Below are 20,703 nucleotides of genomic sequence, written 5' to 3'. Positions count from 1 at the left end.
CTGATTTGTAATTCACTAAATCAATACGCAGGAATTCAGTTTTTGGCATGGTTCAAGAAGCGGTAATTTTGTTCAGCAGAATAAGCAAAGTCTAGCCATCAAAATTAGATGGCTTACAGCACTTACAGGCAAGTCAGATATGAATTGAGAGCAAAAATCGGGGAACTTAATGACTTGCAGCAATCAGGGCAGCCATCAACTCCGTAGTGTTCCAGCGCTCGGTATACCGAATTCCATTGATAAACAGGGCTGGGGCAGTCGTTACTCCACTCTCTATTCCGCCTTCGATATCTTCGTTGATGCGATCGACATACACTTGTTTAGACAACTCTTTGAGAAATTGAGGAATGTCAAGCCCTAAATCATTGGCGTACTCGACAAGATAACCGTTCTCCAACCTTTGTTGATGGTCAAATAAGGTATCGCTCATTAACCAAAACTTTCCTTGGGCGGCGGCGGCTTCGGCGGCTTGGGCTGCCCGTTGAGCATGGAGATGAATCTGTGTTTGTGGAAAATGACGGAAGATGAAGCATAAATAATCTTCTCCAAAAGCAGCACTAAGCTCTCGTTTGATAGCTTTAATCAGCTTGTAAACGTCCGCACTTCTAGGGCATTGATAATCTCCGTACATCACCAGCACTACCTTGGCACTCAGAATACCTTGAATCCAATCTTGAGTTGAAGGTGGTACCAGTAAAGACCTGTGGCTACGAGCGTCGCTCATCTTTTTACATCTGCATCAAGCATAGAACCATGCAATTTACTTGCTGGATCCATTTGCATGACTGTTTGCATAAATTCAATATAGGAGATCGCCTTCAAGCTGTCGTCTATAGTGAGTTAAAAGTTTGACAGTAGAAATTGATAGAGTAATCGTTCCATCGCAAAGTAGAAGGCCGGCTCTAACTTAAGTTAGACTCTCAACTCGATCGAAAGTACACCCTACAAACTGACAATGCCGCGCTTAACGGCAACAATCACCGCTTGAGTGCGATCACTCACATCCAACTTATTCAAAATCCGATTGACATGGGATTTAACAGTACCTTCACCGATGCTCAAAGCAGCCGCAATCTCAGCGTTACTCATCCCCTGCGCCAGTGAGCGGAGGACTGTCAGTTCTCTTTCACTCAGTTCTGGATTACTCAGGCGCTGTACTAACTTTGCTCCCACATCGGGCGGAATATACTTCTGACCCCGATGAACGGTGCGAATCGCATTCAGAAGCTCGTCAGGTTCAGTTTCTTTCAACAGATATCCTTTAGCCCCGGCCTGCAATCCCCGATAAATATCTTCGTCACTATCATACGTGGTCAATACAATAATCCGAGCAGATTTAACGATCGCACAAATTGCACCAATGGCGGCAACTCCTTCCACTTCAGGCATTCGCAGATCCATTAGCGTTACATCTGGTTGGTGTTCCCGAAAGGCGGCGATCGCCTGTTCACCATTTTCGGCTTGGGCAATCACCTGCATATCTGGGTCACGGTTAATAATCGTGGCTAATCCTTGCCGAAAAATGGCGTGATCGTCCGCAATCAGAACCCGAATGGTCGTAGCTTGGCTCATTGTAATGCTCACTCAAGGGTTGACGGTTACAATAATTTCTGTTCCTTGTCCAGGTTGACTCCTAATCGTTAGTTGTGCGCCGATGCGCTCTGCCCGTTCGCTCATGCCGAGTAAGCCAAAACCCTCAGAGGCTGAAATACTTCCAACTCCAAAGCCCTGTCCATTGTCTCTCACGCGCAAGCAAAACTGGTCCCGATCGTAGACTAGCTCCACTCGAATTTCGTCAGCATTGGCGTATCTAATCGCATTAGTTAATGCTTCCTGCCCAATTCGTAGTAAGTTATTCTCGACTTCAGCCGGTAGAGAATACACTGTACCCTCAGTCTCATAATATAGAGTGGTATCCATTGCAGCAGTTCTGATTTGAGCGATGAGACGGTGTAAAGCGCTCTGTAAACTGCCCTCCTCTAGAAGCTGAGGACGGAGCGCGACGACCGATCGTCGGGCTTCAGTCAATCCAGTTCGCGCCAATTCTTTGATCAGGTCTAGGTGTGCCCCAGTTGCTTCTAAATCATCCGTTAGCACCTGCTTTGCCGCTCCTACCTGAGCCAGAATGCCTGTAAACGATTGAGCGAGTGTGTCGTGAATTTCACGCGCCATGCGGTTGCGCTCCTCCAAAATTGAGGCTTCTTCTGCTTGCTTCAGCGCTGTAATATCTCGCGTCAGCCAAATCACCTGATCGTGATTGATTGGGGCAATGCGAGCCGAAAGCCAGGCTTCTCGTCCATTTAGAAACGTACCATACTCGACTGTGAGGATTTGTTGGGTTTTCAGCACCTGCTGAATATAACTTAGAAATTCATCAGCTTGTTCCTTTCCGAGTTGATGCATGGTTTTACCAATCATTTCCTCAGTGGGTTGACATCGCAGATTTGGTTCCAGTACCATTATTTCAAGGAATCGCCCTTCAGCAGACAGTACAAACAATGGATCGGGAATTGCCTCAATTAGAGTCCGTAGCTTTGACTCTGAGGCTTGTAGGGCTTCTTCTGCTTGCTTGCGATCGTTAATGTCAACGTGGGTTCCCAACATCCGCATGGGTTGACCTGATTCGTCCCAGGCAACAATTTTGCCAACAGAAAGAGTCCATTTCCACTGACCATTCTGGGTACGCTGGCGATACTCTGCTTGATAGCTGGGGATTTCTCCAGCAATGTAAGCACGGTAGGTTGCGACAACTGATTCTCTGTCATCAGGATGCAAACGAGCAATCCATTCAGAAATCGTTTCGTGGAATGTTGCTGGATCGTAGCCCAGCATTAAAGCGTATTCTGGGTTAACAATTCTTTCTTCAGTTTGTAAATCGAGATCGTAGAGTCCCTGATTTGTGGCTGTTAGTGCCAGGCGCAGCCGTTCTTCACTATTTTGTAGAGCGGCTTCTGCTTGTTTGCGATCGCTAATATCCGCAATCACCCCTTCAATGTAGTCATCGTCTGCATTCAGATAAGCAGAGAAAAGTCCCCAAAACACTGTCCCATCTCGTTTTCGCCCCTGTGCTTCATAGCTTCGCACTTCCCGATCCCGCTTCAGAACCTCAAGGAATTGTTGGCGATCGCTGGGATTTACATAGTAGTCTGTGGCATGTTCAAGCCCAATCATCTCCTCTGATGAATCAAAGCCAAGCAGATTGGCATAGCGTTGATTGGCATCGAGAAGTAATCCATCCGAGAGGCGGGTGCGGAAGATGCCAACCTGTGAGTTTTCAAAAATAGTTCTGAACTTAACTTCACTGCGTTGTAATGCCTCTTCTGCTTGTCTACGCTGGGTGGTGTCCATTCCAACCGATAAGATTTCAACGAACTCTCCCTGGTCATTGAAGATGGCTTGATTAGACCAGGCAAGCCAAACTCGCCGACCGTCTCGACACAGGTTTTCACTCTCGCCTTTCGGGTACAATTTGGGATTCCGAAGTAAATCATGGATAAAGGGTTTGACATCGCGTCCAGAGGTTTCGATGTCTGGAATGATTGTTTCAAATAGGGTTCGCCCTAAAAGCTCGTGTTCTTCATAGCCCAGAAGTTTCACCCCATAATCGTTTATGTAATGAATCCGTCCTTGCGTGTCATAGCGAATGATGACTGAATTCGCGGTTTGTAGCAGGTTGCGGTAATTGGCCTCACTTTGTCGTAACGCAGCAGTTCGTTCTGCAACCTGTTGCTCTAAAGTGCAGTTGTAGTCGGCTAGGAGTTTCTCGGCTTGTTTGCGCTCTGTAATGTCCTGAAAGGTAGCGATCGCATAAGTGATATTGCCCTGTCGATCAAAAACTGGCGTTCCCCGTGCCTCCAGTAGAATTGTGACATTATCTCGACGAATTTCTATATCTTCAGTCCTGATGCGTTCGCCTCTTAATGCCCGCACAATAGGCAAGCTCTCCGCTGGATAGATTTGATCCGTTCCCGCTACATAAAGCTGATAAGCCTCTGAGATCTGCTCTGGTGCTATGGAAGGATCAGTTTCTTTGCCCACGAGTTGATTGCCGCATTGGTTGGCATAGTAAGGGCAACCCTTCGCATCCACGATCGCAATTCCCACTGGAATCGCTTCGAGGAACTGGGTGATCTTGCTTTCTTTAGCCCGCAGTTCTGAGTAAAGGTTGGCATTTTCGATGGCGATCGCTGCTTGAGTCGATAATAGCTGCAAGACCTGCGATCGCTCTGGTGTAAATACTCTAGCTGCTAACCGATTTTCTAAATACAATACACCGACCAGCTTGGCTTGATTCACCAGCGGCAAACAGAAAATAGATTGAGGCTGGTTCTGTTGAATATATGGCTCATTAATAAAAGCACCTTCACGAGTCGCATCATTTAAGATGACAGGCTTCAGAGTCCGAATCACATATTGAATGATTGATTCTGGCAATTGATCGGCAATTGGAATAGACTGTAACACCTGAGTCGCACAAGCATTCTCATCGGCATTGAGTTCACAAGCCGCTTCAATCGACCATTCTCCTGAGTTTTCTAAAATCAGATATCCGGTTTGTGCGCCAGCATTCTCAATTAAAGTTTGCATCAGCGATCGCAGCAATTGCTTCAGTTCAATTTCACGAGAAATTGCCTGTGAAGCTTTCATCACTGCTGCCAAATCGAAAGCGGTATGGAAGGAATTAGAGATAGTTTCAGCAGTAATAGGAATTGATGTGGGACCGGCTCTAGACGACTGAGAAAAGAACTGTGGATAGCGAGTTTCTAAGTCTTTAACTTTAGCGGTTGCGCCCCAGCGATCGTAGCAATAGTGCGCCTCTTTCATGTAGGTCTGAGCAATCTTTTCCCGACCTCGCGCTAGATAATGTTTAGCCGCTAATTCATAAGCTAATGCTTCTTCCTGGATAAACTCATTTTCGGCAGCACCTGCGATCGCCCGTTCATAAAACTCTTCAGCCTCAAGAATTTCCCCTAAGACTCGCGCTTTCTCTGCCTCAACTAGATAAAATTGATGTAGATAATTCATTGGGGCGTGTTCTGCCCATTTCTGCATTTTTTCTTGGTTGGTGTTAACACAGTTTAGCCAAGCTACTTTTTCAGAGTTTGAAGCATCAAGCAATAGGCTCAAAAGCGCTAGAGAATGATAGAAACAGAATACAGGTAAAAGCTTTATTGCCGACGCTTCTTCAAAATATCGCCTTGCCAAAATAGCAGTCTTTACAGCTTGATGGTGTTCTCCAAATAGATAACACAACATGACTTTGTGCAAATAGAGTATTTGAATTGCAATTCCATCTTTAACTGCAATAGCGTGTGGTAACGCCTCCTCTTCATTAAACACCCGACCAACTAAGCGGCTGGAATTCTCAGCCCTATCTAACAAATTAAGAATGGTCTGCCACACTATCGCAATCCAAGTCGAGGGGCTTTCCCGTCTGATTCGATCAACCGCTTTGCTGTATGTTGCCATTTTCTGTTCCAGTTGGGTGAGTTCCTCACCGACGAAAAACGAGTGGTGGCACACGGTATATGCAACATAACTAGCGATTTCAAAGTCTCCGGTTTCCACTCCTTCCTGATAAACCTCAACCAGCAGTGGTATCGTCTCCTTAAGATGTACTTTCCATTGCATAACATGGTAACTAAATATGTGTAATGCTTTAACCTTGCCTTTTTTGGTATTCAATCGTTCTGCCAAGCTAAGAGCCAATTGACCAAATTTATAGCCGAGTTCAATATCTTGAACAACTCCACATAGAACAAACCCGTAGCCAGCATAACTCAGTGGTGACCAGGTAGCATTGCCGTAGTTGATTGATAAATTCACCATTTTGCAAGCAATCAGTATCACCAGTGCTGGTGATGCTATGAATGCAGCAGACCCTATATTCGCTAGGATTGACACTGCTGCTAGCGGTTCTGGTGCAGTCATCTCTGGTAAATTAATCAAGTCTTCAATTTCTCGTTGGGCAAGTAGTGCCGCCGTTGACTCCAATCCGCCTCGAACATCTAACTCACTTGGGTTTTCTGGTAAAATCACTCCCACGAGCTTCAACACTTCCAAGCCAATTTTTAGTGCTTCTTTCAGGTTGCCCTGTGACAAATATCTTTGAATGCTGCTATCGTAAACTTGCACTTTGTCAACCACTGTTTTGGCACGAGCGAGTACCACTTCCACCAACTGTTCCATCTCATCAAAGCAACCCTGGAGATACGCCGCTTCTGCTGCTTCTGAGTACAGCGCTAAGGTGAGGTCATACTCACTCTGCCAACTCTCTGAATTGAGGAGTTTAAGCCCTGTAGTGAAATACTTAAAAGCTGCTTCATAAGCCGTTGCTGCCTTTGCTTTCTGACCTGCCATTAAATTCAATCTGGCAATTTTAGCTCGTTCTGATCGAGCAGTGACTAGCTCAAGTCCTTGATTGAGATGATCGATGATTTCAAACAGCCGATCGGATCGTTGCTCTGGTGAAGTTTTTTCGAGCAAATTGCCACCGATTTGGAGATGAACAACCTGTTTCTGCGATTCATCAATCAAAGCATAAGCCGCTTGCTGAACGCGATCGTGCAGAAACTTATACTCTTGAACCAACAAGTCTTCGTCCAATTCAGACAGAGGTTGAATTAATCCCGCTTGTATTGCTTCTAATAAATCCTGGAAAATTGCTTTCGGTGATTTTTCGCAAACGATCGCCAACGTTTCTAAATCAAACTCAGAACCAACACAAGCAGCGATGCAGAGAACTTGCTGTGTTGCTTCCGGCAATTTCTGCAACTGACGCAGCAGCAACTCCACCACATTATCGGTGATATCTTGAGCTTCAATCTCAGTTAAGTTCCACTGCCAACTCAACTGTTGGGCATCAAAGGTTAACAGGTTTTCGCTATGCAGCAGCTTCAAAAATTCACCAACAAAGAAAGGGTTGCCCTCGGTTTTACGCAACACGACTTGGGCTAAAGAACCAACGGCATCAGGATTGCGATGTAATGTCTCAGCTACCAGTTGAGTCAACGATTCCAGTGTTAAAGGAGTCAGGGTGATTTCTTGAAGCGCTGCCCCCTGCTTTCGCAAGCTCTCCAGCATCAAAATTAATGAATGCGTTGGAGATACTTCATGATCTCGATAAGCTCCGATCAAAAACAGGGATTGAGTTTGCTCGTCAAGCAATATGAGTTCAATTAACTTCAACGTCGCAGAATCGATCCACTGTAGATCGTCTAAAAAGATGACCAGGGGATGCTCTCTTGCACAAAACGCCCGCACAAACCTTTGAAACGTGAGATTGAAGCGATTCTGTGCTTCTGTTGCTCCAACTTCGGGCACAGGCGGCTGCTTGCCAATAATGAACTCAACTTCGGGAATGACATCTATGATAATTTGTCCGTTGCTTCCCAAAGCAGTGAGTAGACGCGATCGCCATACTTCCACCTGTTCATTGGGTTCACCCAATAGTTGCTGCACCAATTTTTGCAGGGCATCGACGATCGCGCTGTAGGGAATATTGCGCCGGAATTGGTCAAACTTGCCCCAGATGAAATAGCCGTGCTTTGCGGTGATCGGTTTAAAGAGTTCCTGTACCAATGCTGTTTTGCCAACCCCAGCGTAACCAGAGACCAGCATCATTTCATGGACTGCCTTACTCCCTGCCACTCTGTCGAACGCCACCCATAATGCTGCAATCTCCGCTTCTCGCCCATACAGTTTTTGAGGAATGCGGAACTGCTCGGAAACATCTTGCAGTCCCAACGATATGGTGTTAATCTGACCCATTTCTGCCAGTTGTTGGGCACAGCGCTCTAGATCTGCTTTGATGCCCCAGGCACTCTGATAACGATCTTCTGCATTTTTTGCCATCAGTTTCAAAATCAGGTTTGAAACAGGTTCGGGGATCGTGGCATTCAATTCATGCGGGGGAATCGGCGGTGTAGCAATGTGACAGTGAACTAGTTCCAGGAGATCACGGGTGGGAAACGGCAATTGTCCCGTCAACAGTTCGTAGAAGGTTGCACCCAGTGAATAAAAGTCGGTGCGATAGTCGAGCATCCGGTTCATTCGCCCGGTTTGCTCTGGCGACAAATAGGCGGGGGTTCCTTCTAGAAGATGGAGACTTTTGAATGTGGGATTGGTGCGACTGAAGCGAGTGGCAATGCCAAAATCAATGATTTTGACAACGCCAGTCCTCGGATTAAAGACAATGTTGCCAGGATTAATATCTTTATGGATGACATGAGCCGCATGGATTTTGCCTAGAGTATCAGTAATGGCGATCGCCATATTCAAAAAAACCCACAGCGGCATAGGAGAGAAATCTAATTGTTGCCGCATCCAGCATTCTAAAGACTCTCCACCAAAGTCTTCCAAAAGAATAACCAGCGTGCGCTGGTAGTCTTGTTGGCTGTATGCCTTGACTACGCCTTCAATGTTGAGAAAACGAGTAATTTCATACTCCTGCCGATAGCGAGTTAATTCATGAGGAGAGGGATAATCCTGCTTGAGAACTTTGGCAATCACTGCACAATCATTTTGCTCTCTGATGCCCCGATACACCAAAGAAGCTAGGCTCTCATAGATTTTGCTGTGGATAGTAATTCCAGGCAGGGTAATCATTGAATGCTCCCTCGATAAAGGACTGTCATCCGTTTCCCAAAATATATCGCTTGCCAAGCTCCAGACTATAAAGCTCCTTGTGTAGCTCTTTATATCTTGACTTTTGACACTCCCCAGCTATCAAGGCGAGGGGATTCTTTGTTCACAGACTCAACTTGCTTGCGACTGGATTTCTCCAGCCAAAGTAGAGGTCGAATCTCCCAAAGCGTTCGGGTCTAAGACCCAAGTTCCGGTATGCCCTACCGTACTCAAGGCAACTTTCAGAATGTTAATCGCTGCATTCCAGTCCCTATCCATAACAAATCCACATTCACAAACGTGGGTTCTTACTGATAGGGATTTTTTAACGATTGCAGCGCAGTTAGAACATTTCTGCGAAGTATAAGCAGGATTGACAGCAACCGTTACCCTGCCAAACTTTACTCCAAAATATTCCAACCACTTCCTGAATTGATACCAACCAGCATCGTTAATCGATTTAGCCAGACAGTGATTCTTTGCAAGATTCTTAACCCTCAAATCTTCGTAGGCGACCAAATCGTTAGATTGGGTTACGCAACGCGCCAGTCTCTTAGCGTGTTCTTCACGTTGCCTGCTTATTTTGAGGTGTACTCGCCCTAATCGATTAATTGCTTTCTTTCGGTTGGTAGAGCCTTTCTTTTTGCGAGAAACACGGCGTTGCCGAAACTTCAACCGTTTCTCGCTTGTTCGATAAAACTTGGGATTTGGTTCAGTGTGACCATCGGAGTCTGTATAAAACTCTTTCAAGCCCACGTCCAATCCAAGTGTTTTACCTGCTGGCGTTGTATCTACATTGTTATCAGCACTGATTGCAAACTGAACGTAGTAGCCGTCAGCGCGACATATTAAGCGAACTCGCTTGATCTGATCGATTTGGTAGAAGTTAAGATCCCACGTCCCTTTTAGTTTGAGCTGGCCAATTCCCTTTTTGTCAGTGATTGTGATTTGCTTCCGAGTTTCTGAAAGTTTCCAACCGCTGACTTTGTACTCAACAGACCGACTGTTTTTCTTGAAAGTCGGATAACCTTTCTTTCCGGGAACGGCTTTCTTGCAGTTGTCGTAGAACCGAGCAATCGCAGAATAAGCTCTTTCCACAGAAGCTTGGCAAGCACTAGAATTCAAATCTTTGACAAAGGCAAACTCTTCTCTGAGCGCAGTGCTGTGCCGATACAAGTCTTTTTGCCCTACTCCTCGGTTGTCGATCCAAAATCGGATGCACTTATTCCGAACGAATTGAGCAGTTCTGATTGCCTCGTCTATTGCTGCGTACTGATTTGGTTTGCCTTTAGCCTTGAATTCTAAAACGAACATCTTACGTGAGAACTTGCTACGTTAAAAGTCTAACACAAAGCCGTCCTATAAGGACGGGGCTTTAAACCCAAGTTTTTGGTAAAAGTCTTGCGGGGGCATACGGGTGGGATCTGGTCGGTTGCTGTATGCCTTGGTAATCAACTATTAGCGAGTGGCAGTGGCGATCGGACTATTCGGCTCTGGAATCTGCAAACTGGATCTTGTTTGAACGTCTTGCACGAACACACCAGTTGGGTCACGTCAGTCAGCTTTAGCCCAGATGGTCAGTTTTTAATCCGTGGCAGTAACGATCGCACCCTTAAAGTGTGGGACATCGCTACCGGATTTTGCATTCAGACATTGATGGTCGATCAATTGTATGAATGTACTTTCGATCAAATTCGGATTCTAACTTAAGTTAGAGCCAGCCTTCTACTCTGCGATGGAACGGTTAATGTATCAATTTGCACTGTAAAAATTTTAACTTGCTATAGGCGACAGCTTGAAGGTGACCACCTATATTGAATTTGTGCAAACAGTCATGCAAATGGATCGAGCAAGTAAATTGCACGGTTCCATGCTTGAAGGCATGAATATTCAAGGTGCAACTGGATTAACGCACGCTCAAGCAGCGACGTTGAAAGCATTAGGAGCAATTTCATAGTGAAGCGAAGGCTCTTTGGGTACGCGACGCGAACGCCTTAACTCTGTGCTTAACTCGCGGATCTTAAGTGGCGAAATTTGGAGTTGTCTTGCAGACTCAGTTCATGGCGCGATCGCTTACGTCATCAACCCTTGAGGGTAAACAGACGTTTCACTTAAACGCACAAGCAGAGATGTTTAGCGTTTGATTTCATTCTGCAATTTCTCATTCACCAATTGCTCAAATAGGAGAGTTCAATGTCTAAAAATCAAAAAATCGGTCTAGAAGGACTGCTTCGTCCAGAAGATAGCATCCTGGTACTGATTGACCACCAGCCCTATCAGTTCACCAACTTGAACAGCCATGAACCTACGATGATCATTAACAATGTTATTGGTCTTGCCAAATCGGCAAAGGTGTTCAACGTACCCACAATCCTGACCACAGTCATTGAAGAAAGAGGGGGTTATATCATTAAGGGACTACAGGATGTTTTTCCCGATCAAAAACCGATCAACCGCACTTTCATCAATACCTGGGAAGATCCAAACGTGACAGATGTAGTGAAGAAAAGTGGCCGCAAGCAACTCATACTTGCTGCGCTTTGGACCGAGATCTGTCTCGCAATGCCAGCAATCCAGGCGCTGGGTGAGGGGTATGAAGTATTCATCGTTACCGATGCTTCGGGCGGTGTTACTGCGGAAGCTCATGACATGGCGGTTCGCCGGATGGTTCAGGCTGGTGCAGTTCCAATCAACTGGATGGCTGTACTTGCTGAATGGCAACGTGACTGGGCACGCATAGAAACATCTGCGGATGTATCAGAGATTCTTCTTGAGCATGGCGGTGCTAGTGCAGTGGCCCTTGCATGGGAACTTCAGCTCCTTGCAACAACCCCTCCAGCGAACGGCAAACCTGTCGAGGTCAGCAATTCCTCCATCTTCATGGGTCGATAGTAAAATCCCATTGCCACCAGAAGATTAGCGAGGGAAATCCTCTCTAAACACAGTCTTCGTCCCTGCTATGACAAACAGCAGGTTAGGGACAGAAACTCTCTTATCCCTGATTCCATCCTGCAATTCCTCATTCACCAATCACTCAAATAGGAGAATTACCTAATGTCTACATTCAAGTACAATCGTCTAGACAAGAATAATGCTGCGGTTTTACTGGTGGATCACCAAACTGGACTGTTCTCGCTTGTGCGTGATATTGGTGCTGCCGACTTCAAAAATAATGTGCTAGCGCTAGCAAGTATAGCCAAGTTTTTCAACCTGCCTACTGTTTTGACGACTAGCTTTGAGGACGGTCCCAATGGAGTCATCCTGCCGGAACTGAAGGAGAAGTTTCCTGATGCTCCCTTCATTCCGCGCCCCGGACAGATCAACGCTTGGGACAATGAGGAATTTGTTAAAGCCGTAGAAGCAACGGGTAAGAAGCAATTGATTATTGCCGGAATTGTCACGGATGTCTGTGTCACTTTTTGCGCGCTTTCAGCATTGGAGGCAGGGTATGACGTTTTTGTTGTCACTGATGCCTCTGGCACCTTCGATGAAGCCTGCCGCGATGCAGCTTGGGATCGTATGTCTCGTGCTGGCGCTCAGTTAGTCAATTGGTTTAGCGTTGTGTGTGAATTGCACCGTGATTGGCGTAACGATATTGAAGGGCTAGGTAATCTCCTTGCAGAGTTTATTCCTGACTACAACAACCTAATGACGAGCTATGCAGCAACCTCAAATGCTGGCTCTGCCAATCGTGAACGCCTCATGACTCGCGTGTAACTGAGTGGATGTTGTCATTGCTCAGTGATCCAGTTTATTTGCAGCATTGCAGCAGCACTGGATGATTTCGTGGAGGCTAGGAACGATCTCTTGCGATCGCTCCTAGCCAAGGTGACTGCTGCCGAAAATTGCCAAGAAATGCCGTGTTTTGAGGGGATTGATTCTCAATGAAACTTCTCTTTCAGTCGATTCTCTCATCGTGTCTGCTCTTTGGAGGCTCTCTGATTCACCCATCCCTGGTTGAGTCTGTCATTGCCCAGGATACCTTGCAAGGTCAAGTCACCTCTGTGAATCAACTGGCTGATGTGCAACCTAGCGATTGGGCATTTGCAGCATTACAAGCCTTAGTCGATCGCTACGACTGTATGGTTGGTTATCCAAATCAACTATTTCAGGGCAATCGAGCCATTACTCGTTATGAGTTTGCTGCTGGGCTAAATGCTTGTCTAGATCGGCTAAATCAGCTACTAGCCAGTGCAACAGTAGATCTGGCGGAAAGAGAAAATCTACAAACACTACAAAAACTTCAAGCGGAATTTGCATCAGAACTCTCAACATTACGTGGACAGGTAGATTCCTTAGAAACCCGCACAACTCGATTAGAGTCTCAGCTATTCTCTCCTACAACAAAATTGACTGGAGAGGTCGTTTTTGTTGTGAGCGGTGCATTTGGTAGTGATAGAGCTGTACCACCAGGAGAAACACCTGGTTCTAGGAGTGAGATCGGTGACACTATCATTTTTAGCGGTCGTGCGCGGTTGATCTTGGACACCAGTTTTACGGGGCAAGATTTACTGAAAATTCGATTTCAGGCTGGTAATATTCCAAACTTTAGAGCCGCCACAGGAACCAATATGGCTCGCCTAAGTTTTGATGGTAATACAGACAATCAGTTCATTCTCAATCAACTTTATTATCAATTTCCCATCGGGTCAGATACTAGGGTGACTGCGATCGCACAGGGCACTTTGTTTGATGTGGTTGATACGATTAACCCTCTATTGGGAAGTGATGGCAGAGGTTCGATTTCCGCATTTGGGGTGCGTAGCCCTATCTATCGTGAAGAAACAGGTGGGACAGGTGTTGGTATCAACCATAACTTTAACTCAGCCATCAATTTGACACTGGTTTATCTTGCTAATAACGCCAACAACCCGACTGCGGAAGCTGGATTATTTGATGGTTCTTACTCTGCCTTAGCACAACTGACACTCAAACCCACAGAATCCTTAAGTTTGGGCTTAACCTATGCTCGTTCTTTGAATTCAATTGATATTGGTACAAGTAGTGCCATTACCAATGATCCGTTTAATGGAAACAGTACCAGCATTGTTGGGGATAGCTATAGTCTTACGGCTTCCTGGCTTGTTAACCCTGCTTTCAGATTGGGAGGATGGATAGGATATCTCCGGGCATGGGCGCAAGACCTCTCCAATGCTCCTACTGCTGAGATTTTTTACTACGCAGTTAATTTTGGATTTCCAGATTTGGGTAAGGAAGGAAACTTATTAGGTTTTGTTTTTGGACAACCGCCTAGAGTGATCGGCAATCAGTTTGGAGTGATCGATCCTAGCACCTCATTGCACTTTGAAACCTTCTACCGGCTTCAAATGAACGACCATCTCTCAATCACTCCTGGTGTAATCGTCATTACCAACCCTGAACACAACAGCAATAATGACACGATTTTTGTTGGCATCATTCGGACGACATTTCAGTTTTAGAGTCTATACAGGCACGGTAAGAGCTGTTTTCCTGTTTTAACCATCCAATTTCCCGGACTGTTAAATTCTATGTTGGAAGAACCATTGGCGAGCAATACCAGTCAAGAAAACTATCTAGTCACCGCCGTGATTTCTCATATCGTGAGACCAGGACGTGAACAAGGTTATGAAGCATGGTTTCATGGCATCGCCGCAGATGCACGAAAATTCAAGGGACATTTAGGTGTCAGCACGATTCGACCTCATGATCATGATCATCTTGAATACGTGGTCATTCTCAAGTTCGATTGCTACAACAATCTCAAAACCTGGATTGAATCAGATATTCGGCAAGAATGGATTGAGCGACTACAACCCTTAATTGAAAAGCCAGAAGCAATTCAAACCCTGACTGGGCTGGAAACCTGGTTTACGCTTCCTGACAAACCGATGAAGGCTCCACCTCCGCGCTACAAAATGGCGATCGTGACATGGCTGGGAGTGTTTTTTACGATATCTATTCTCAATCGTTTGCTAGTACCGCTCCTGGCTGGGCTTCCGGTATTGCTCAGAACCTTGTTGGTGACAGGTCTAACGGTTCCCTTGCTGACCTACGTGATTATGCCACGCCTAACCCAACTTTTTCGCAAATGGCTGTATCCCACTTGATCGAGTACATATCTTGCACATTCACAGGAATCTTCCATGTCTTGTCAACACCTGAACGAACTGACGCTAGAGGATATGATTTCAAAAGCCAATTACCCGGTATTCCGCTGTGAGGAATGCCTGCGAGTTGGCGATCGCTGGGTACATTTAAGAATTTGTCAAACCTGCGGCAAAATGTTGTGCTGCGACTCGTCTAAAAATCAGCACGCACGCCGTCATTACGAAGAAAGCGGACATGCGGTGATCAGTTCAGCCGAATTGGGAGAACAATGGCTGTGGTGTTTTGCCGATGAACAACAGAAGAACTATTGAGCGCGCGCCCCTTTTCTACTCGCGAGGAAACCATAATGTCAAATCAGCCTACCCTGACCTCAACGGATATTTGGCCGAGTTTACCCCTGGACGCATGGCAAGAGACCTATGCTACCTTGCACATGTGGACTCAAATCATCGGCAAAATCCGATTTGCCCAAACTCCGTGGATTAATCATTCCTGGCATATTCCCCTCTATTTAACCGTTCGGGGACTGACCACTTCCACGATTCCCTATGGCAGCCGCATCTTTCAAATCGACTTTGATTTCATTGATCATGAGCTGCTGATTCAAACCAGCGAAGGGGCAAGACGGGCGATCGCACTCTACCCTCGCTCGGTCGCTGATTTTTATCAAACCGTGATGGAAACTCTCAGAGCATTGGATATTCACATCACGATCAACACCAAACCGAATGAAGTCCCAGACCCAATTCGATTTGAGCAGGATGAAACTCATGCCGCTTATGATGCGGATTATGCCAATCGATGCTGGCGAGTGCTGCTACAGTCCGATCGAGTCTTTCGAGAATTTCGTTCACATTTTTCCGGCAAGGTTAGTCCGGTTCATTTTTTCTGGGGGAGTTTTGATTTAGCAGTAACTCGCTTTTCTGGGCGATCGGCTCCTGAGCATCCGGGAGGGGTGCCAAATCTACCGGATGCAGTGGCGCAGGAAGCTTATTCCCAGGAAGTCAGTAGTGCCGGATTTTGGCCCGGAGCCGGATTATCATACCCAGCGTTTTATTCCTATGCGTACCCAGAACCCGATGGGTTTAAGCAGGCTACGATTCGTCCCGATGCTGCATTTTACAGTCAAGAATTGGGCGAGTTTATTTTGCCCTATGACGCTGTGCGCGAGGCAGAATCACCGGATCAGATGTTGTTAGAGTTCTTGCAAAGCACCTACGAAGCTGCCGCCAAGTTCGGCAACTGGAATCAAGAAGAACTCAAGCAGTTGACATTTAAGTCGCAACTGCATCCTTAAATTGACGTTTAACTGGCAGATCTTAAGTGGTGAAATGTAGGACAGTTTCGCAGACTGGTTTATTGGACGCGAGAGTGGAAAAAAGTTGGGGATTGCAACGACTAAGGTACTGGCACACACGCTGCTTAACGCTCTTCTGTCACTCTCCGGTTTTTCGTATAATTAGTAATTCCCAAAGACAAGGTATGCTGAGTCATGCGGGGGTTGGCGATCGCCTAAAGAGACCCATTTCGTATCTTCAAGAATTTTTACTCAGAAAAAATTGCGCGATTGCTTGCTCTCTCTACGGTCTAGGGTTCATAAAATACAAAGATTTTCGGAAAGTGACAGAAGAGGGATATCAACTATTCAAATAGCTGGTAAAAGTATAGTCATTTATTAACCTGGGAGGCGTCAGCCCCTCCCCTTTCCGTTTTACTTTGAGCGGATTAACCCGCATTGGCCCAACTACGCAGCTCCCTATCCCATTGCTGAACGCATTTGGGATTGCTTTTCTGAGAATGTTGTACGAAGCGTTGATATCGGAATTGATTAACTGACCAGTCGATGTTTTGTACAAACCTCGCTTGATACGCTTACCAGTAAACATCGGCTCTTTTTCTGTTTTGGATAACTTACCAACGATATTTGCGGCTGGGTTACTAACAGTGAGAATTACATTCATTATGTTTTGAAATCAACTGTTCCCTTGCACCACAACAATCGTTGTTTACGGGTGGGAGGTTGGGCGAGGAATTATGCGGTGACTGTTAGGGAAGTGGGGAATGGGGAGTGATCAGGAAGTGGAATTTTCACATCAATGCCTGCGGTGCGGTTTCTCCCTACTTCCCATTCCCCACTCTTTCCCCGTTAATCTCTCACCCTCCCCAACTTTCCATTACCTTAATTTCTACCTCGCAAGGAATCGGAGAAAGAAACTTATTCCCTGCTCTCACCATACATTTTTTAACCAAGGCTTTAACTGGCCTCACTTCTTCAAGAGGACACTCTATTAAAATTTCATCGTGAACGACACAAATCAGTTTAGCACCAGTGCGGCTCAGAGGGAAAAAAAGTAGAGCAAGAGCGAGTTTAGTAATGTCAGCGCTCATCCCTTGAATTGGGTTATTTAGCATCTCATTAAGCAGCGGTTTAGTATCTTTTGACCATAATCTCCTTCTGCCTAAGACTGTGCGACTCTCTCGAATACCTCGGCTCCAGGCGCTCCGAACTTTGCTGTGAAATTGTTTAATACCTGTATAGGATTCAAAGAACTTCTTACGAAAGTGTGAAGCTTGTTGCAGCGTTAAAGTGACTCCATGCTCTGCTTGAGCCATATTCTTAAATTTCTGTTCTCCCATGCCATAAATTAAACCGAAGTTAATAATTTTACCGAGCTGTCTGTCTTCGAGAGTAATTTCAGATAAGGGTTTTGCTAGCACCAAGGAAGCTGTGAGAGAGTGCAAATCTTCCCCTTTGGAGTAAGCTTTGACCATGGTCCGATCGCCCGAAACCTTCGCCATGATCCGCAGTTCAATCTGGCTGTAATCGGCTTTGAGCAGGACGTAACCGGGTGCAGCTTTAAAACACTGTCGGGTTTCCTTATCTCTGGGGATATTCGTTAAATTTGGCTCTCGACAACTAAACCGTCCTGATCTAGCACCAATCTGAAACCAATTGGGATGAATGCGCCCTGTAATCGGGTGAATGCGTTCAGGTAAAACCAAAGCAAAAGTATCGATACGAGCCGATAAACTGCGGTATTCTAACAGTGCTTGAATAGCGGGATACTCGCCTTGCAAAGGAATTAAATGTTGAGAGCTAGTGGAAGTAATAGGAATACCTTTCTCTTGCAAAGCGGCTAAAACTTGCTTGGGAGAGCGAGGATTAATTGTATCCGTAAATTCTGGCAGCAGAGAGATTTGTTGGTGAGGGTTAGGTCGATGGAGTTGCGAATTAATTTGTTTTAAAAGAGAGTCGCGTTGATAACAGAGCTTCACTCCCAAAACTCTCCACTGTTCTCTATCTAAAAGCATTCCGTTGAGTTCCATAGAAGCCACCGCAGGCAGACAAGCAAACTCTAGTAAAGCAGTTTTCCATAGCTTAGAAGCTTTCAGTTTTTGTTGCAGAGCAGCAGCCAGCGGGAGTAAAATTGCAGCATCGGTAGCAGCATATTGCAGTTGAGCGAGTGTTAAGTTTCCCGACCAATCGCTAACTTGTTGCGTTTTATCTAGCTTTACTTTCAACAAATTCTCAGTAACAGCCTCTAAAGACAAATGGCGTTTTAGTCCAGCCGTCAGCACTCGGTAAGCCAAATAGGTATCGAAAAAGGGTTTGGATAGTTCCAGTCCGGCAAAAGCGAGCATTTGCCATTCAAATTTGAGGTTGTGACCTACCTTCAGTGCAGGACTCGCTAAGAGCAAGCGTAATGGTTCGAGGGAACTCGGTTCAATGGCCCATAAATCTACAATGATTACTGGATGGTCAGGAATGGCAAGTTGTAACAATCTAATTTTGGCTTGGTAGGGGTCAAGCCCTGTTGTTTCGCAGTCTATACCGATGATTTTTGCTTGTTGGAATGGTTGAAGGGCTGTTTCAAGATTGAAAGCAGTATCGATTAGTTGGTAAGGAGTTTTAAGTGTAGCTTGCAACTGAGGTTTTTGATTGTTATCGGTTAAAATAGTTGGAATAGCTGTTAATATTTCAGGCTTAAGGGGCGGATTAGCTCTCATCATTACTTTCGTTTCCAAAGGAGAGTAAAAGGACCCGGGGCTGTCAATACCTGTCCGGTGTTTTGAGTAACGCTTGAGGATGTCTTGTGGAGTTAGCGGTTTCATTGCACGATCGCCAAAATTTTTCAAAGCTGCGATCGCGATCGCGGTTTAAAAAATAAACTCGATCGAGTTGAAGCAGCGCAATCTTGACCAAATAATGAGTAACAGGAGTAATTGGGGTAAACCCGAGATACGCGCCGTCAATCGAACTGACAATTATCGCAATCTTAACAATCCTGAAATCGGAACAGGTGCGGCAGCAAACGACAGCAGCAAAAACTTTCCAACTGCACGTAAAAAAACCTTTTTTATGTTATATTCAAGATAAAATTTTTCAGGGAAACCCTATAAGCGATGGCACTTTACAAATCCCGCTAGCAAGCATAGAAACGATTATTTTGGAAAAAATTTAATGACTGTAATTAGCAATCATTTTGACCTACTCTATTTCAAAAATTGTAATTTAGATCGACCTTTAATCCGCGATTCAAAAATTGTCATTCCCACCCGTCAACTCGGCTTGCTACCAAATCATCCACTTAATCCCCAAAATGAAATAACTTTTCTGCCAAAATCTTACCTAATTTTCGATGGAGTCAAAACATCGGTACGCCAATTAACCGGATATGTAGAAGAGCCTCCCGGCTCCCATGATTTCAAGCCTCTCGAAAAAACCTCTAGAACAGTTATAGATGATGATTTTCCAAATGTTGGTAAAACTGTCAGCTTATTTGGACTAGAAGGTGTTTTTGAAAACCCATTAGAATGGGTGGATTGGGAGATAGAAAGTGCATCATTTTATTTGATAGAATATTTAGCATATGACAGTAATTTACCGAGTTGTGGATAACTATAACTAAGTTTATTCTACAATGATACTTATCAAGCATCAATTTGATGTTCCTAAATCCAGAGGGAAATGTTGTATTGTTTGGCAAGCAATTGCTTTTGAGGCAAGCACAGTTAACGTAACTTAAAAAGTAGTTTATCGAAAGCGCAGACAAAGATGATTAATCTGATACAAGAGCGTGCTACCAAAGAGCAACTTGAAGAAATGTTGGAAATCCTGAGCAGTTATATTAAACTGGCAGTGGATATCGAACGGGGAATTTTAGCTGGTGGTGGAGAGCTTCACGCTGACTGCGAAGCTGTATTGCTGGAAAATAGGAGCAAGCAAGTAGATATTTGGGGAGCAGATTGGTATCCGCTGACACTCATAAGTAGGTTATGAATCTCTCATCAATATCCGCCCCCGCCAAAACAATCGTTCGATGGAAATTCAAGATCCGATGATTCGAGATCGAGTTGCTCAGATCGTTCAACGGCTATTAGGAGAGTTATGAGAGATTGGAATGCTTTAAAGTCACGCTATTTGCGAGACGAACTGCCGGTTCGTCTGGGAAATTTAGCATCAAATTTAGCGCGAATCAAATCCCGCTGTCAAAATACAGCTCATGGCGAAATAATTGAAGATTTACTGCAAGAAAGCAAGCTGTTTATTGAATGGACTGCTGCCGATACAGAGATAGAAATAGCTGCTGAGTTAGTTGAGTTGCAGGTTCAGTTAGCTTGCTGGCAGTATTCTTGGGCTGAGATTCGATCGAACGTTCAGCAACGAATAAAAGTTAGCGAACAGGTAAAAATCTGGTCAGAAAAAGTGCTGAATATGTCGGGTTTGTTGGCTGCGAATTAGACAAGTGCGCGATCGCTCTTGATGCGCGATGTGCTATTTTCTCCATAAGAGCGATCGCGTTACGCAGTTGCAAATTCCGTAAACTGACGCAAACGCGGTGGATGAAAGGCGAGGACAATATCTTCACAAGACACCGCTTATAAAAACCTAGGTAAACCTGGGTAAGCTCGGGAGCGTGTCACTTTTGTGATGAGTAAAAATACTTAAGCAGCTTTTCGTGATTTACCAATTAAGCCGTTTAAGTA

19 protein-coding genes and 1 pseudogene are annotated in these 20,703 nt (G+C 45.2%); 13 read left to right on the top strand and 7 right to left on the bottom strand.

Going from position 1 to position 20,703, the window contains the following annotated elements; translation table 11 throughout:
• Positions 1-166: 166 nt before the first annotated feature.
• From QUA77_RS21205 to QUA77_RS21190, 4 genes are all read right to left on the bottom strand, one after another.
• On the bottom strand, positions 167-724 hold the full coding sequence (locus tag QUA77_RS21205) for a DsbA family protein (protein WP_333452319.1): 558 nt from the start codon (positions 722-724) through the stop codon (positions 167-169).
• Between the two features lie 218 nt (positions 725-942).
• A complete protein-coding gene (locus QUA77_RS21200; protein ID WP_333452316.1) occupies positions 943-1,572 on the bottom strand; it encodes a response regulator transcription factor in 630 nt (209 codons plus the stop codon).
• 12 nt (positions 1,573-1,584) lie between these two features.
• On the bottom strand, positions 1,585-8,607 hold the full coding sequence (locus QUA77_RS21195; RefSeq protein WP_333452314.1) for a PAS domain S-box protein: 7,023 nt from the start codon (positions 8,605-8,607) through the stop codon (positions 1,585-1,587).
• Positions 8,608-8,757: 150 nt separating this feature from the next.
• Entirely contained in the window at positions 8,758-9,939 is a 1,182-nt protein-coding gene (locus tag QUA77_RS21190) for an RNA-guided endonuclease InsQ/TnpB family protein (RefSeq protein WP_445302093.1), read from the bottom strand.
• A 75-nt stretch (positions 9,940-10,014) separates the two neighbouring features.
• On the opposite strand from QUA77_RS21190, the gene QUA77_RS21185 reads away from it, so the two are divergent.
• From QUA77_RS21185 to QUA77_RS21145, 9 genes are all read left to right on the top strand, one after another.
• A complete protein-coding gene (locus QUA77_RS21185) occupies positions 10,015-10,335 on the top strand; it encodes a WD40 domain-containing protein (RefSeq protein ID WP_333452311.1) in 321 nt (106 codons plus the stop codon).
• Between the two features lie 91 nt (positions 10,336-10,426).
• Entirely contained in the window at positions 10,427-10,582 is a 156-nt protein-coding gene (locus tag QUA77_RS21180) for a hypothetical protein (protein ID WP_333175606.1), read from the top strand.
• Between the two features lie 236 nt (positions 10,583-10,818).
• Entirely contained in the window at positions 10,819-11,517 is a 699-nt protein-coding gene (locus QUA77_RS21175) for a hydrolase (RefSeq protein WP_333452309.1), read from the top strand.
• A 162-nt stretch (positions 11,518-11,679) separates the two neighbouring features.
• Entirely contained in the window at positions 11,680-12,342 is a 663-nt protein-coding gene (gene ycaC, locus QUA77_RS21170) for an isochorismate family cysteine hydrolase YcaC (protein ID WP_333452307.1), read from the top strand.
• A 24-nt stretch (positions 12,343-12,366) separates the two neighbouring features.
• A complete protein-coding gene (locus QUA77_RS21165; protein WP_333452305.1) occupies positions 12,367-12,513 on the top strand; it encodes a hypothetical protein in 147 nt (48 codons plus the stop codon).
• Positions 12,514-12,629: 116 nt separating this feature from the next.
• A complete protein-coding gene (locus QUA77_RS21160; protein ID WP_333452303.1) occupies positions 12,630-14,066 on the top strand; it encodes an iron uptake porin in 1,437 nt (478 codons plus the stop codon).
• A gap of 69 nt (positions 14,067-14,135) precedes the next feature.
• Positions 14,136-14,714, top strand: coding sequence for an antibiotic biosynthesis monooxygenase (locus QUA77_RS21155; RefSeq protein WP_333452301.1), 579 nt, complete (start codon positions 14,136-14,138; stop codon positions 14,712-14,714).
• A gap of 36 nt (positions 14,715-14,750) precedes the next feature.
• On the top strand, positions 14,751-15,026 hold the full coding sequence (locus QUA77_RS21150) for a UBP-type zinc finger domain-containing protein (RefSeq protein ID WP_333140384.1): 276 nt from the start codon (positions 14,751-14,753) through the stop codon (positions 15,024-15,026).
• 35 nt (positions 15,027-15,061) lie between these two features.
• Positions 15,062-16,012: a DUF5996 family protein gene (locus tag QUA77_RS21145; protein ID WP_333452299.1), complete on the top strand. Its 951-nt coding sequence runs from the start codon at positions 15,062-15,064 to the stop codon at positions 16,010-16,012.
• Positions 16,013-16,352: 340 nt separating this feature from the next.
• Here the strand turns inward: QUA77_RS21145 and QUA77_RS21140 are convergent.
• Together QUA77_RS21140 and QUA77_RS21135 are read right to left on the bottom strand one after the other, a co-directional pair.
• Positions 16,353-16,619: pseudogene (locus QUA77_RS21140) on the bottom strand (hypothetical protein); the annotation flags it as partial.
• A gap of 250 nt (positions 16,620-16,869) precedes the next feature.
• Positions 16,870-18,828, bottom strand: a complete 1,959-nt coding sequence (locus tag QUA77_RS21135) for a bifunctional 3'-5' exonuclease/DNA polymerase (RefSeq protein ID WP_333452297.1) — start codon at positions 18,826-18,828, stop codon at positions 16,870-16,872.
• Between the two features lie 349 nt (positions 18,829-19,177).
• On the opposite strand from QUA77_RS21135, the gene QUA77_RS21130 reads away from it, so the two are divergent.
• The 4 genes from QUA77_RS21130 (at position 19,178) to QUA77_RS21120 (ending at position 20,458) form a co-directional block, all read left to right on the top strand.
• Positions 19,178-19,615 (top strand): hypothetical protein, encoded by a 438-nt coding sequence (locus QUA77_RS21130; protein ID WP_333452296.1) that lies wholly within the window; start codon positions 19,178-19,180, stop codon positions 19,613-19,615.
• A gap of 156 nt (positions 19,616-19,771) precedes the next feature.
• Positions 19,772-19,996, top strand: a complete 225-nt coding sequence (locus QUA77_RS21125; RefSeq protein WP_333452294.1) for a DUF5674 family protein — start codon at positions 19,772-19,774, stop codon at positions 19,994-19,996.
• 40 nt (positions 19,997-20,036) lie between these two features.
• Positions 20,037-20,108 (top strand): hypothetical protein, encoded by a 72-nt coding sequence (locus QUA77_RS29390; RefSeq protein ID WP_445302095.1) that lies wholly within the window; start codon positions 20,037-20,039, stop codon positions 20,106-20,108.
• Complete coding sequence (locus QUA77_RS21120) at positions 20,105-20,458, top strand: hypothetical protein (protein ID WP_106331790.1); 354 nt, start codon at positions 20,105-20,107, stop codon at positions 20,456-20,458. The genes QUA77_RS29390 and QUA77_RS21120 overlap by 4 nt, the downstream gene beginning before the upstream one ends.
• Before the next feature lie 59 nt (positions 20,459-20,517).
• Here QUA77_RS21120 and QUA77_RS29385 read toward each other — a convergent pair whose 3' ends face one another.
• Entirely contained in the window at positions 20,518-20,592 is a 75-nt protein-coding gene (locus QUA77_RS29385; protein WP_445302094.1) for an element excision factor XisI family protein, read from the bottom strand.
• Positions 20,593-20,703: the final 111 nt, after the last annotated feature.

Source organism: Microcoleus sp. K5-D4 (assembly GCF_036704575.1).
Taxonomy (GTDB): Bacteria; Cyanobacteriota; Cyanobacteriia; order Cyanobacteriales; family Microcoleaceae; genus Microcoleus.
Note: the sequence above shows the minus strand (reverse complement) of the source record. Positions and strands in the feature narration are given on the sequence as shown.